This window comes from Desulfosporosinus acididurans (assembly GCF_001029285.1).
In the GTDB taxonomy this organism is placed as follows: Bacteria; Bacillota; Desulfitobacteriia; order Desulfitobacteriales; family Desulfitobacteriaceae; genus Desulfosporosinus; species Desulfosporosinus acididurans.
Map to the genome: position 1 here is coordinate 190,598 of NZ_LDZY01000008.1, position 13,910 is coordinate 204,507.

Consider the following 13,910-nt stretch of genomic DNA (forward strand, 5'->3'; position numbering starts at 1 on the left):
CAAAGAAACTTGGAACTTGCCTTCAATTTTTGAAGATCCGTTTAACCTATAAAAGGATTAGAGGTGAAAGTCTGGTTATAATACCGGACGCATAATGGTTAAAAAATATGGAGACATAATCAAATTTGAAAGACAAGATTATTGTGGAGCTATTATTTTAGACAATGCGGAAAAACTAAATGTCGTAGGAGATGAGTTCCTTAACGAACTAGGAGCCCTGCAACAAGAAATTCTAACCATGGAGGACTTGCGGGCTTTAGCCATTGTTGCCAATGGTGACAACTTTTCCGCGGGGATCGACTTGAAATTCCTTCAGGAAGTTAGTTCGGAAAAAGTGAAAGCAACTTTAACGTGGCTGCAAGGACTATATAGTTTCTGGCAAACCCTTTCAATACCAGTTGTGATTGGGGTGCAGGGATTTTGTTTTGGCTCGGCAGTAGAATTGATGTTAGGGTGTGACATTAGAATCGCCGCTGAAAACCTTAGATTAAGTTTACCAGAGGTCAAACTAGGGTTATCTCCCGATATGGGCGGGACAACGCGCTTAACAAAACTTGTTGGAACGGGGCAGGCTAAGAGACTTATAATGGTTTGTGAGGAGATAGGGGCTCATGAAGCGCTGCAAATTGGGCTTGTGGAGAAAGTCGTTCCTGTTGAAAAATTGCGTGAGGCTACCATCCGCCTTGCTCAGAGGATGTCTGGATTCCCTCCTTCAAGTATTGCTTTTGCCAAAAAAGGTATTAATCTTGCTGAAGAAAGCAGTGTGACTGCAGGGCTTTTATTTGAACAAGCCCAATCAACCTATTGCTGCGGGACAAAGGATATTAAAGAGGCAATCTCTGCATTTTTCGATAAAAGAAAACCCAGTTTCACAGGTAACTGATCATTATTATTTTGCAGGTCTAAGCACATTGTCCAATCGTAAGACTCCCATTTCTTTAAGTGGGAGTGGGTCCCCCGTACTCTGCTTCGGTCCCCTACCGAAGTCTCGATGTTCAGCTTTAGCTAAACGAGTTCACTAGCAATGACAGAAATTATTTGTCTAAGTTAAGCTTATATAAGAAGATATGATTGCAAATTACGGTTAAATCTAAAAAGAATCTTTGGGCGATTCGTCTGTCCAAGATTCTTTTTAGATATTGTATGTTAATTCAAATCGGTTAAGTTAAGTTTCAGTTAGGTCGAGTTGAACTGATCAGAATTCAGCTTAACTTAACCTAACTGAAAAAAGAACAGAAAAGAACAAAGCAGCTTACTTATCTAAGCTTAGGTAAGCTAAGCGTGAAAATCGACAGATGTAGTAAGTTTATTTTTTTGGTCACCGACAGCATCCATAAATGTATTCCAACTATTAGAAAGATATTTAATCTCATTTACAAGATCTGATCGAGAAGCACCGTCAGAATCCGGTTTGTAATTCGATAATATGTTTTTATACACAGAATCTAATTGATCTTTCAAGGTGTCGGGATTTGTGACACTAACGCTATTAAATAGACTTTGATACTGATTTTCCGATGTTTGGAAAGAATAGGAACCATTCTCCAAATCATCTTGCATCGTTGTTCCTTTATCCTTCCAACCCGTTTTAATAAGTACGGGATCGGTGGTATTGGCAAGTTGATCTGCGAAACCTTTTAAAAGGTTTACGTAATTAGTAGACAATTGATTCGTGTAATTATCTACGAATGAATTAAACTGTTGTTGATATTGCTCCGGTATTAGGTTTTTTGATATGTATTTGAATTCCAAATTTGTTTGACTGATGCGCATCCCATATGTACCGCCAACCGTTTGGCTGTTGTTCATCGTCTGAGATGCAGCACTTAATGCGCTTTGAAGTTGAGAAATTTGATCCTTACTTAAACCTTGCATATCGTTTAAAAAAGATTCAAAGTTACTGCTATTAATGATGTTAGGGCTGTCATCCAGCAAATTTAAAGTTATGCCATTCGATTTTTTGGCTGGCAATGATAGATCAATATTATCTGTATTAATATGAAAACCTTCTAAGAATTTATCATGAGTTACATCATTGGGATTAATCGCCGAAGAAGTATCAAGCTTATTGTGCTGTAACAAAGTCCTTGTTTGGTCATAAGAAATTGGTGGATAAGATTGCAAACTACTAATGGACATATATTTTTCCTCCTTAAGAAATGGTTTCCAATTTTGATATCGGCAGTTTCAGATTGATGGATTAGTTTTTTAATGGAAACTCTTACTTCATACATCCTATGTGGAAAAACAAGGTCGGCTAACTATAAAAGTTAGAATGTTTTAAATATTTAGGCATTAATCTTTACTTCGCATGCTCATGTCTAGTATAATGTTTACAAATGATACAAAAATGGGGGAATTTCATGAGTGCAGGAATTCATGCTGTCACTACAATCGATTTTCCACGTTGGGATCAAGCACTGTTGTTCAAAATCCTCGATAATATTCACGACGTGGTATTGGTTATTGATTCCCACACAACAATTGTCTATGTCAATGAAGCCTATGCCCGAATCCTGGGAGTTCCTGTGGAAAAAGTCCTGGGCCGCAGACTCGACAAAATTGAACCAGATTCTGCAGCAATTAAAGCTCTTCACAGCGGAAAATCCATAAAAGGCTCAGAGCATTTGAAGTCTCTAGGCATCGACGTTATAGGCAGCGCGTTTCCCTTGTATAAGGGGAAACAAATTATCGGATGTATCTCAACGTTCAAAAATGTTACCGAAGAACTTGAGCTTAACCGCGAATTGCAGCAAACAAAAGGCGTTGCGGATTATTTAAAAGAGCAGTTGGATCAATGGGAACAACTGCCGTTGTCGTTTAAGGAATATGTTGGGCAAAATCGTAATGTGAAAGAAACCTTGATATTGGCAGCGAAGGTAGCTCGTACGGACAGCACGGTCTTGATTCGCGGGGAAAGTGGTGTGGGAAAGGAAGTGCTGGCCAAAGCAGTTCATAACGCCAGCCGTCGTAAAAACAAACCTCTAATAAAAGTAAATTGTGCAGCAATACCGGAAAGCTTAATAGAAAGCGAATTGTTTGGATATGAAGAAGGAGCGTATACGGGTGCCAAAAAAGGGGGCAAACTCGGGAAATTCGAACTAGCTCATAGCGGGACAATTTTTCTGGATGAAATTGGAGATATGAGTTTAACAATGCAAGCCAAATTGCTAAGAGTTCTGCAAGAAAGAGAATTCGAAAGAGTCGGAGGATCAGCGACGATTAAGGTTGACATACGAGTAATAGCAGCCACCAATCGTGACTTGGAAACGATGATTGACGAAAAAACCTTTCGGAAAGATCTTTATTACCGCTTGAATATTGTTCCCCTGAATCTCAACCCGCTGCGTGAACGAAAAGATGATTTAATAGCTTTGACCCAAACATTTCTTGATCAGTTTTCGCGTGAAGTGGGGCATGAGTTAAGCTTATCTCCCCAGGTATTGAGGATCTTCCAAAATTATAACTGGCCGGGCAATATTCGCGAACTGCAAAATGTTCTGGAACATGCAAGCATTGTGTGCAATGGGTCTACCATTGAAATTCACCACTTACCCGCCAATATTATTCCAATGAATAATCAACCCCCTGATTTAAAGGATAAGACCTATAACTTAAAAGAAATTGTCGCGAGAGTGGAAAAGGAACTTATAGTATCTGCTTTAGCTAACAATAACAATAATCGAACAAAGACTATGGAAGTCTTAGGGATTTCGAGACGGGCCTTTTATGACAAATTACGCAGGTATGGTATTGAGGAATAGTGCGCTTTCAATACCTTTGTACTTCGAAAACTGTATAAAATTCATACACAAACCAACTCAATATTAAAGAGTTTGGTTTGTGTATGGATTTTTACTTGTTTGGCAATTGGCACGTATCTTGCAATATTTTAGTAAATAAAATATCCCCTTGTGAGGCAACGAAAAACTATTTTATTTTTAAGGAGGATAAGTAGGCACTTTTCCTTCGGCAGAGAGTTTTAATGCTTCTGCTAAAGGCTGGAGAACTGCGATTAGTATGAGCGAAGTGATGTTTATTAATTTACTGCCCCATTTATATTTTGTTTCAGGTGAACAAGGGGGACGGTTTCCATACAGTAATGGTCTCTTGATTGAGGGTGACAAAAGGGTTCTGGTTGATACTGGCTTTGGCCCTAGCCGACGTAAAAAGATTTTGGAAAAAGGCAGGGTCGATATCATCATAAACACTCATTTCCATTTGGACCATGCTTATGGAAATAAGTATTTTCCAGAGGCAGAGATTTGGGCCCATGCTTATGATGCTCCACCAATTCGTTCTCTCAATAAATTTATGGCTTATTCGGGTTATGGCGAACTTTCCGCTTTTCCCAATCCTGAATATTTTCCAGACGGGCCGACAAATCAAATTGTGCATAGAGAACTTAAAGATGGTGAGGTCTTAAAGTTTGGAGAGATTTCTTTAAAGGTTATTCATACACCGGGTCACACTCTGGGGCATATTGCACTCCTTGAGCCTCAATCAAGCCTTTTGTTTTCCGGGGACATAGACCTGTCATCCTTTGGCCCTTGGTATGGCAATGTACTCTCTGATCTCGAGGAATTTGTTGACTCCATTAATCGGCTTATTGACTTAAAACCTAAAGTGATAGTGACCAGCCATGAAGGAATTATTTCTGACAATATCACTGAGAGACTAAAGAGTTATGCCGAAATGATTAACCAACGAGATGAAACTATTCTTAGACATCTGCAAATTCCAAGTGGAATGTCAGATCTCCTGGATAAGAAGATTATTTTTAAACGCTACCCTGAACCCCAAAAAGTATATCGTTTTTTTGAGCAGACAATGTTAGAAAAGCATCTGCAGCGTTTAGCCAAGCAAGGAAAGATTATTATGAATCCCAATGGTAAATATAAGGCCTATGCCTGAAAATTTTACTCATTATTATGAATCGAGGGAGTTTAATGGATAAACAAGATAAACCGACCGTATCTATTGTCAAAGTAAAGGACGTTTATGAGTCTCTTCTTGATAGTATAAATTTGTGTGATGGCTTAGCAAACTTGGATACTAATGATATGATCTTAATTAAGCCCAATATTGTCAGCTGGGATTTCGACTTGCCATTTCCTCCTTTCGGTGTAGTAACGACAAGTATTGTGATCGAAGCCTTAGTCCGTATTCTTGCTGAGCATGGGTTTAGTAAATTGACAATTGGCGAAGGTGCTCTGCCTGTATTTAATCCTAAGAGTGAAGCTGTTTTTGAAGCTTTGGGCTATCATAAATTAGTGCAAAGATATGGGGTAAAACTTGCAGATTTCAATCAAGAAGCGTTTGAAACGATTGACTATGGAGAAGGCCTAAAGCTGGATGTAGCTAAACAAGCTTTAGAAGCGGATAAAATTATTAACGTACCTGTATTAAAAACGCACAATCAAGCTAAAGTTTCTCTAGGGATTAAAAATTTAAAAGGTTGTCTTCATAGAAAGTCAAAACAGTTATGTCATGGTATCGCTAATCAGGAACTCAGCCTTATGTTCCCCCGTATCATAGAAAAACTCCCTGTAGCTTTAACGGTTATCGATGGTCTATACACGCTTGAGAAAGGACCAGGCCCCACAGGAAGAGCCTTCCGCAAAAATTTGCTGATATCTTCGCGTGATCCCTTTGCCTGTGATCTGGTGGGCGCGGCTATTCTCGGTTATCCCGTAAATGAAGTTGAACATCTAAGTATCTACGCTAACCGCCATGGGTACAGCACGGATTTAGCGGATTACGATGTAAAAGGAGAAACCCTTGAAAATCACCGGGAATATGTAGAGTATGATTGGGAGTGGTCAAAAGAAGATACAGGACCGGCGGGATTTAAAAAACGAGGCATTACAGGTTTAGCGATTCGCAAATACGACAGCACGCTGTGCACAGGATGTTCCGTGCAATATAATCCGATGTTAATCCTCCTTTCTTCAGCCTATAAAGGTCAGCCGTTTCCTAATGTTGAAGTGGTTTCTGGAAAGAAGCAATTGGCATCACCGGGATTTGAAAAGTCTGTCCTTTTCGGCAAATGTGCTTGCCACCTGAATAAAGATAATCCGAATATTAAGAAGGCAATTCCGCTTTGGGGATGCCCGCCTGATCTTAATAAATTTGTTGATACTCTTGCCCAAGAAGGGATCGAATGTGACTATAAGGATTATGTTCGCTTTCGCCATTATTTAATGGACCGTTATAAAAACGATGCGAATTTCCAGCTTTCTGATTGGTCTATCGAGTAATACCCTGTGAAATAATTAGTGAACACCTGATAGTATTACCTAATGATAGAGGAGCTGTTAGTGTAAAAGAGCCCGAAAGGACGTTATTAATGCCTTTCGGGCTCTTTTTTTAAGCACTTAAGGTTTGGAATTTTGTAACTCGGTTTGAAATTTTGATTTGTATATTATGTATACAATCAGCTGGTCAATATGTTGCGATATTGTAACAATTACCTGCGGATTTAACTACTCCGTAAAGGTTGGACTCTTAAAGCCGGATCTTCTGATGATATGGCTGAGAAACGATGTCAAGAAGGATAGAAAAATTGTTTAATAGCTGGCACAGTTATTGCAAAATAAAATAGACAAATAATTTTGAATGTTTTGAAAAATATTGAGACCATTTTCGGTTCTTGTTGGGAGATTCTTTGAGATTGCAAATAGTCTCGGATTGGTTATTAAGGAGCATTCCTGTAGTAGGAAAAAATGAGCTTTGTCAAAAAGAAGACCTCACGTTACAATTTGAAAGGACTGTTGGCCAACAGAATCCAATCAAAATAACGGAGGTCATCCCAAATGAATTTTACACAAAACGAGAAACTAAAGCAACTTTCTGAAAGAAGTATTGTTATCGGAGTGGACATCGCCAGCGAGCTTCATTACGCCAGGGCTTTCGACTGGCGAGGAGTAGAGCTGGGCAAAGTATTCAAGTTTGAAAACAGTGCTGAAGGATTCAGGGATTTCTATGCATGGATTGAACGTTTAAAAGGTCAAGCACAAAAGGACTGCATAGTGGTAGGCGCAGAGCCAACCGGCCATTACTGGTTCGGCCTGGCATCATATCTAAAAGAGCAAAGCATTAAGCTAGTCCTCGTAAACCCATTCCATGTAAAGCGTAGTAAGGAGCTTGATGACAACCACCCCAGCAAAACGGATGCTAAGGACCCCAAAACAATTGCTAAGCTGGTCATCGAGGGGAGATACAATGAGCCCTATATCCCGGAGGGGATCTATGCAGAACTGCGAATAGCGATGGCTTGCAGAATGCGCATCCAAAAGGAAATGAGCAGTATAAAAAATCGCATTCAGAGGTGGCTGAAAATCTACTTTCCCGAGCATGAAACGGTGTTTGGAAAGTTTGATGCGACAAGTAGCATGCTGGTTCTGCAAGTTGCCCCGCAACCTAGGGATATCAAAAGACTTGGAGTAGAAGGAATAAACCGAATTTGGAGAGACAACAAGTTGAGAGCAGTCGGAATGAAAAGGGCTAAGAGCCTGTATGAAGCTGCTCAGAAGAGCATTGGTTGCACCGAAGGAGAGTCTTGTTCCCGAATGGAAATTCAGCTATTACTCCAAGACTATCACACTAAAACAGCACAATATCAGGCAGTCATAGAAACCATCGATGAGTTGTGCCGTCAGATACCAGAAGTAGCGAAGTTACTTGAAATTAAAGGTGTTGGCCTTGTTACCGTGGCAGGCTTTCTCTCCGAAGTTGGAGATATTAGACGCTTTAATTCTCCAAAGCAGATCCAAAAGCTTGCGGGCTTAGCCTTACGAGAAAGCAGCTCAGGTAAGCACAAGGGACAGACCACGATCAGTAAGCGCGGCCGCGCACGACTGAGGGCAATCCTATTTCAAGCAGTGATGCCGCTAGTCGCAAAAAACGCAGAGTTTGCAGAGATACACAACTACTACACAACAAGGATCAAGAATCCCCTGAAGAAGAAACAATCACTAATTGCCTTAAGCTGTAAACTAATTCGGGTGTTCTATGCAATATTAACAAAAGGTACAGAATACGATCCAGAAAAGCTAATTAAGGACATTCATCGTCCAGTTGAGCATTTAGCAGCGTAATTAGAATAGCAGCGAAACCATAAGAAACAAACGATCTGTGGGTTAAAGCGTCACCACAGAAGCGAGCAATCCAGGTAACCTAGCAAAACAAAAGAGCTGGTAGTCAGTCGCATATTTTTCCATTAGAGCAAGGACTCGGTAGAGGAGCATAACTGACACCCAATCATGGATAGGTGGAACGAAGGAATTTAGGGCAGATTTATAATCTTGACCCTGTTAGACATGGGAGGTTTACCACCGTGAGAATCATGGGTTTACAACGGCCAACATATCCACAAATAGTAGACGTTGGCTTTGCCATATCCAATTTCTCCGAATTAGACATTTTATGCGAATTCTATCCGTGGTGAGCTAATTTGGTTAGCTAGGAATTCTATGAAAATACGAGATATCTAAAGAAAATATCAAGATATTATAGGGAGGTTAAGTAATCATGCTGCCACATGAAAGGCCTTGGTTTAAAAGCTATCCGTTCTATACAAAGCGAAGCCTTGAGTACCCTGAAATAACACTTGGTCAGTTACTTGATGATGCAGTGAGCAAATGTCCTGATACTTTAGCTATGATTTTTGAGGATCAAAAGATAACTTATAGGGAGTTTGGAGATCAAGTGAACCGTTTAGCTAAAGGGCTATTCGATCTGGGGGTAAAAAAAGGTGAACGAGTTGCTCTGATGGGCCCTAATTGTCCTCAATGGGTTGTCAGTTTTTATGCGTTGCTTAAATTAGGTGCGATAGTTGTACAAACAAATCCAATGTACGTGGAACGTGAATTGGCCTACCAAATAAACGATTCTGGTGCCACAACAATTATCGTGTTTGAACCTCTGTATCCCAGAGTCCAAAACGTTTTTCATGAAACAACATTACAACGAGTCATAGCTTTTAATTTTATTGTTCCTGTTAAACAGACACAAGACATAAATTCTTATGATGTGTTGATCAGAAGTGACTTGATTTCGGACGTTGTTGAAATCGATCCGGTTAAGGATCTGGCAGTTTTACAATATACAGGCGGAACAACAGGCGTATCTAAAGGCGTCATGCTTACCCATCGCAATTTAATCTGCAATACTATTCAAAATATATCTTGGTCCTTTGATATAAAATACGGGGAGGAACGAATATTAAGCATTTTACCTCTGTTTCATGTTTATGGAATGACTAACTGTGTAAATTATGCTGTGGCTAGTGCATCGACACAAATACTATTGCCTCGCTTTGAAATAGATAAGGTTTTAGAAGTTATTAAAAATCATAAACCGACCCTTTTCCCTGGGGCACCAACTATATTTATGGCATTAAACAATCATCCTCGAATTGCTGCTTATCGAGAAAACTTAGCGGCAATCAAAGTTTGTAACAGCGGCTCAGCTCCTCTGCCATTAGAAGTTGCTCAAAAGTTCAGCGAAGTAACCCAGGGAGCGGGAAATCTAATTGAAGGGTATGGTCTTTCCGAAGCGTCACCGGTAACTCATAGTAATCCATTGGACCGGCCTACACGCAAAGGCTCGATAGGAATCCCCTTTCCTGACACGGATAGCGTTATTATGGATATGGAAACTGGAACGCGACCACTTCCTGTGGGGGAGATTGGTGAACTATGTGTTAGAGGTCCTCAGGTTATGAGCGGATACTGGAATAAACCTGAGGAAACAAAAGAGACCCTGCGAGATGGCTGGTTGTATACCGGTGATATTGCTAAAATGGATAAAGATGGTTATTTCTATATAATTGATCGGAAGAAGGATATGATTATTGCGGGAGGGTTTAATATTTACCCCCGTGACATTGAAGAAGTGCTTTATGAGCATCCTAAGGTCAAAGAAGTTGTTGTTGCAGGAATTCCAGATCTCTACCGAGGAGAAACTACTAAAGCCTATATAGTACTGCATGAGAACATTGAAGGGACTGAGGAGGAATTTATCTCGTTTTGCAGAAGCAAGATGGCGGCCTATAAGGTTCCGCGGCTTATCGAGTTTAGAAAGGAGTTGCCCAGAAGTATCGTAGGAAAAGTATTGCGACGTAAGCTTGTCGAGGAGGAAACAGCTAAACTGCAAACGGCGGTGACGAGTTAGAATATTCCTCGTCCATTGTTTGGGATTCGGCACCCTCATTGAATCCCCACTTTTCTTGCTAATCATTCAATTTAAGCCGATCTCACTCCACAATACCAGTGAAGCGAGATCGGCTTTCGCTATCTGAACCCACTTTTGATTTTTAACGTTAAGTTTCTACACATCCCCAGTCCTTCGTTAACGAGTTCACTCCTCGGAATAAATCCGTTTTTCTCCCTGGATATTTTGTAACTTTTGGATATCTTGAGTGACTTCCATAGTACCACGGTAGGTTCCTTTTTCATCACGTATGGCAAAATATTGTATATAAACATACATGTCGTTCATATGTAACCAGAATTCAGCGGTATCGCGCTGACCGCTTTTAAAATCTTGAACAATTTTGTTAACAATGTGCACGCTATCAGGCGGATGACAGTCTTTAACATTCCGGCCAATGATCGCTTTACTGCGCTGGAAAATACGTTCTTTGCCAAAGGAGAAATAGCGGACGATATCAAATTCATCCACAAAGGTGATATCTACAGGCAGGTGGTTAAAAATCAGACTTACTTGCTCTAAGGACAAACCGCCAGTTGGAAACGAAAGAAGCCGATGGGATGTAACAGTTGGTTCAGGAGGAGCGGATGGAACCCACCCTTCGTCCGGCTGAATCAGCGTATAGCCGATCTCACTGCTCTGTTCTGCTACTGCCGCCCATTCCGCCTCAGTTAGAGTTTCCATACTCATCGGAAACAAAATATTCTCTTCCTTGTAGATCATATCTTCGATAGCTTTCAGTGCTGGTAAAGCGGTAGCTTGAACCAATTCCGGTAAAGAATGTTTAGCGGGCAAATGGTCTAGAAGGTTTTGGGAAATCTGTTTAAGCTGAGCTCTGATCTCATCATGGATTCCCCACATTACTTTAGGGGGCCCGCTTACCCCATGCTTTTCGAGATAAGCAAAAAGAATATTCTCTTTACGACTGTAATGCTTTTCAAGTTCTAACAATTGGCGATGAAGAACTTGCCATTTATTCAGGTCTTCTTCGGGAATAGTTTCTTGGGTTGTGTCAAGAAGTTGTTTCAGAAGTGGGCGCAGCTCTTGAATTACGTCTGCAATAGCATGGTTTTCTTTGCGAAAGGTTTGGATGGGATGGCCGCCTTGTTCTTGGGATTTCGGTTGTTGATCAAGACTATCTTCAAAGACGGATACATGAACATCACAGAGACTTTGAATTTCTTTTTCTGGTAAACCTTCTTGGATAAGCTCCTGTTCTAAAGCAGCGATCTCTGTTGCGCCAACGTCGGATAAGAGCTCGCGAAACCTCTCTTTCAGTTCTTGAGGATTTTTATTCTGGTGAATGTCACGGATAATTTGCTTGAGGGTTTCTCGCCGTTGCTGATGATTTCCTATGAGTTCGCTCATAGTATCTCTCCTTTCGCCTTAAACCTTATCTCCTAAAGGTTGTGACGATTGAGAGTTTTTCATGCATTCTTCTTCCACCGTTGGCCGACTTTAAGGATAAGCCAATCTCCTAATGTAATTGTGCTCAGGGCTAAAAGAATGCCGGCAATGACATCGGTAACCCAATGGATTTCCAGATAGAGTGTTGAGTAGATGATCGAAAGGCAAAATAATGTCCAAACCCATCGGAAGAGTTTATCCTTTTCTCTCCATGCCAATAGCAGCATGGCAAAAGCTATAGAGGTGTGCATTGAAGGAAAACAATTTACTACCACGACGGCAGCCTCTGCTGCTGAAAGGTGACGGGCCATCCCGTCGGGCTGCCCTAAGACATACCACACTTCATTAACATGAATCGTTAAGTAGAAAGGGAAAATCAAGAGAAACTGTAAAACATGGGCTGACAAGCTGTAGCGAATCATTTTTAAAGAGTCTTTAGCCCAGAAGGAGCGAAAAATTGGAATGAGTACAGGAAGCGTGAAACCATTAGCGTAAATCCATTGAAAATAGCTTGTTAGCCATGGGGTTTTAAGAACTCGAAAAATCCAGCCGTTATTTCCGGGAATCGACTTAAACAAAGCATCTAAGTCCAGCAGATGTACACGAGTTCCCAGTTGCCAATAGACAATGTCATTCCAAACGGGAGGGAAATATTGCCACATTAGAATTGGAAACAATACTAAAGGGATACCGATACCCAAAAAACGCTGCCAAGAGACTGGCAAACGATCAGGTTCAATATTCCAGAAAGCTCCGACTAACAAAAGATAGGAATAGTGGGCAGGACGATTGGGGGCAATGAAAACGAACAGTGTGACGGCAACTAAACAGAAACGCAAAAGGTTTTTTTTAGACCAGGTAACCCAGCGCGCAGTTTTCAGATCCATTGAAGAAATCATGGGTATGAATCAGTCCTTTCCAAACTTATGGCGAAATTGACAAGTTTACCAGTGCAATCGGGTTCCTACTGGCGAATAAGTTTTGGATAAATGTCGAGATTTATGCGATAATCTCCATGCTTGATATTTAAGATTGAGCGGGTAAAGGATTATAATACCCAGAATCCAAATCACAACTCCCGCTAAGAGGGAAAGACAATTAAATCGGGCCAGAACTGCCGGTATTGCGGCATAAAGCCAGAGGTGAGCGTTATAAAAGAAAAGTGGTGATTGTCCGAACTTTTCCAATACCTGACCTAACTTAGAAGTCTGAGACAATCTGAAAAAGAAATAACCCAGCAAGAAGACAAGCCCAAGATAGAGAAGAAAGAAAATGATACTTGGCGGGTATTTGGAAAGTCCGAAGAAGCCTTGCAAAGTTCCGTCGGGACTAAGATAATCCCCCACTCCCAGAAAGCGTAAAACAAAGAAAAGAGCTAAACTGCATAAACCCGACAGCGCAAATCTTTTTGCTTCATAAGTCACGCCGCGTTCTTCTTGATAAGTCTGCCCGTACAACCATCCTAGGACCATCGGCAGAAGCCAAGGAATCAAGGGGAAATTATTATTCACTAATAACGTTGAAGAGAATGGTACGGGAAGAAGCAAAATAGTCTGCAGCGCTTTGTAGAGCGTTTGATGCAAAGGAAAGTTTCTTACAACTGTCGGCAAAAATAGCTGACTCAATAAATAGAGCAAGCCAGTTAAGCTAAAGAGTTTCCAAGGTGAAATTCTGCGACCCGCCACAAGAACAATAAACCCTAAGCCGATGGCGGATAAGACACTAAAGGAGAAAAAGGTTCCCGGCGTAAGGACGGAGAATAACGATTGTGCTTGAACAAATAGAGGAAGATTGAAAGCCGGGGAAGCAATAAAAAGCTGTAGTGCTATAAGAATAAGTCCTCGTTTCAGCAGATACTTGTCAATACTCCAATTAGAAGCACCCAAGGACTGTCGCTTTCTGACCGAAAGAGCTAAAACATAACCGGCAATAAAAAGAAACCCGGGAGCACATAGGCTGGACAAAAACATCACGAGTAATCCGAGAAGGCTTGCACTTCCTATGGGATTAAATGTTACATTCCCGTTCATTAGGAGCGGCAATCCTTCATTATTGACTCGTCCGCTGCTCCAAAAATATAAAGCATGATCCAGAGCCATAAAAAGCATAATTAAACCGCGGGTACGATCCAAAAACCGTAGCCTCATAATCATCATCTCATTTCTTTTTCCTCAAGGCTTCCGGTTATCAATTATACTCCCCAATAAAATTAAAAATTTACTTAAACAATGAACAAGTTGTCAAGAATTAGTGAAGATGAGATGCTGCCAACTTTTTAAGAACTGGGA

Annotated in this window: 10 protein-coding genes; 6 read left to right on the top strand and 4 right to left on the bottom strand. The window is 40.8% G+C overall.

The annotated features are described in order from the left end of the window. Positions 1-94 precede the first annotated feature (94 nt). Positions 95-883 (top strand): enoyl-CoA hydratase/isomerase family protein, encoded by a 789-nt coding sequence (locus DEAC_RS13010; protein WP_053006429.1) that lies wholly within the window; start codon positions 95-97, stop codon positions 881-883. A 392-nt stretch (positions 884-1,275) separates the two neighbouring features. On the opposite strand, the gene DEAC_RS13015 is transcribed toward DEAC_RS13010, so the two are convergent. Next, a complete protein-coding gene (locus DEAC_RS13015; protein ID WP_047810488.1) occupies positions 1,276-2,139 on the bottom strand; it encodes a hypothetical protein in 864 nt (287 codons plus the stop codon). A 224-nt stretch (positions 2,140-2,363) separates the two neighbouring features. Between DEAC_RS13015 and DEAC_RS13020 the strand changes: the two genes are divergently transcribed. The 5 genes from DEAC_RS13020 (at position 2,364) to DEAC_RS13040 (ending at position 10,176) form a co-directional block, all read left to right on the top strand. Then, positions 2,364-3,764, top strand: coding sequence for a sigma-54 interaction domain-containing protein (locus DEAC_RS13020; protein WP_047810489.1), 1,401 nt, complete (start codon positions 2,364-2,366; stop codon positions 3,762-3,764). A gap of 256 nt (positions 3,765-4,020) precedes the next feature. Further along, on the top strand, positions 4,021-4,914 hold the full coding sequence (locus tag DEAC_RS13025) for an MBL fold metallo-hydrolase (protein WP_083996148.1): 894 nt from the start codon (positions 4,021-4,023) through the stop codon (positions 4,912-4,914). A gap of 35 nt (positions 4,915-4,949) precedes the next feature. Next, entirely contained in the window at positions 4,950-6,260 is a 1,311-nt protein-coding gene (locus DEAC_RS13030; RefSeq protein WP_047810490.1) for a DUF362 domain-containing protein, read from the top strand. A gap of 555 nt (positions 6,261-6,815) precedes the next feature. Next, complete coding sequence (locus DEAC_RS13035; protein ID WP_047808144.1) at positions 6,816-8,099, top strand: IS110 family RNA-guided transposase; 1,284 nt, start codon at positions 6,816-6,818, stop codon at positions 8,097-8,099. A gap of 433 nt (positions 8,100-8,532) precedes the next feature. Next, positions 8,533-10,176 carry a long-chain-fatty-acid--CoA ligase gene (locus DEAC_RS13040; RefSeq protein WP_047810491.1) on the top strand — a complete coding sequence of 548 codons (1,644 nt, stop codon included), beginning with the start codon at positions 8,533-8,535 and terminating at the stop codon, positions 10,174-10,176. Positions 10,177-10,362: 186 nt separating this feature from the next. On the opposite strand, the gene DEAC_RS13045 is transcribed toward DEAC_RS13040, so the two are convergent. The 3 genes from DEAC_RS13045 to DEAC_RS13055 are packed head-to-tail and all read right to left on the bottom strand — an operon-like array spanning position 10,363 to position 13,769. Next, positions 10,363-11,583, bottom strand: a complete 1,221-nt coding sequence (locus DEAC_RS13045; protein ID WP_047810492.1) for a DUF438 domain-containing protein — start codon at positions 11,581-11,583, stop codon at positions 10,363-10,365. A 59-nt stretch (positions 11,584-11,642) separates the two neighbouring features. Further along, complete coding sequence (locus tag DEAC_RS13050) at positions 11,643-12,509, bottom strand: phosphatase PAP2 family protein (RefSeq protein ID WP_242847152.1); 867 nt, start codon at positions 12,507-12,509, stop codon at positions 11,643-11,645. 57 nt (positions 12,510-12,566) lie between these two features. Beyond that, the gene (locus DEAC_RS13055; RefSeq protein WP_242847153.1) at positions 12,567-13,769 is read right to left on the bottom strand and encodes a heparan-alpha-glucosaminide N-acetyltransferase domain-containing protein; all 1,203 of its coding nucleotides are present in this window, start codon (positions 13,767-13,769) and stop codon (positions 12,567-12,569) included. Between the last annotated feature and the right edge of the window lie 141 nt (positions 13,770-13,910).

Excerpts from the sequence above, each read along its gene's own strand:
- DEAC_RS13010 (WP_053006429.1), top strand. The coding sequence starts at position 95 with ATGGTTAAAAAATATGGAGACATAATCAAATTTGAAAGACAAGATTAT.
- DEAC_RS13015 (WP_047810488.1), bottom strand. The coding sequence starts at position 2,139 with ATGTCCATTAGTAGTTTGCAATCTTATCCACCAATTTCTTATGACCAA.
- DEAC_RS13020 (WP_047810489.1), top strand. The coding sequence starts at position 2,364 with ATGAGTGCAGGAATTCATGCTGTCACTACAATCGATTTTCCACGTTGG.
- DEAC_RS13025 (WP_083996148.1), top strand. The coding sequence starts at position 4,021 with ATGAGCGAAGTGATGTTTATTAATTTACTGCCCCATTTATATTTTGTT.
- DEAC_RS13030 (WP_047810490.1), top strand. The coding sequence starts at position 4,950 with ATGGATAAACAAGATAAACCGACCGTATCTATTGTCAAAGTAAAGGAC.
- DEAC_RS13035 (WP_047808144.1), top strand. The coding sequence starts at position 6,816 with ATGAATTTTACACAAAACGAGAAACTAAAGCAACTTTCTGAAAGAAGT.
- DEAC_RS13040 (WP_047810491.1), top strand. The coding sequence starts at position 8,533 with ATGCTGCCACATGAAAGGCCTTGGTTTAAAAGCTATCCGTTCTATACA.
- DEAC_RS13045 (WP_047810492.1), bottom strand. The coding sequence starts at position 11,583 with ATGAGCGAACTCATAGGAAATCATCAGCAACGGCGAGAAACCCTCAAG.
- DEAC_RS13050 (WP_242847152.1), bottom strand. The coding sequence starts at position 12,509 with ATGGATCTGAAAACTGCGCGCTGGGTTACCTGGTCTAAAAAAAACCTT.
- DEAC_RS13055 (WP_242847153.1), bottom strand. The coding sequence starts at position 13,769 with ATGAGGCTACGGTTTTTGGATCGTACCCGCGGTTTAATTATGCTTTTT.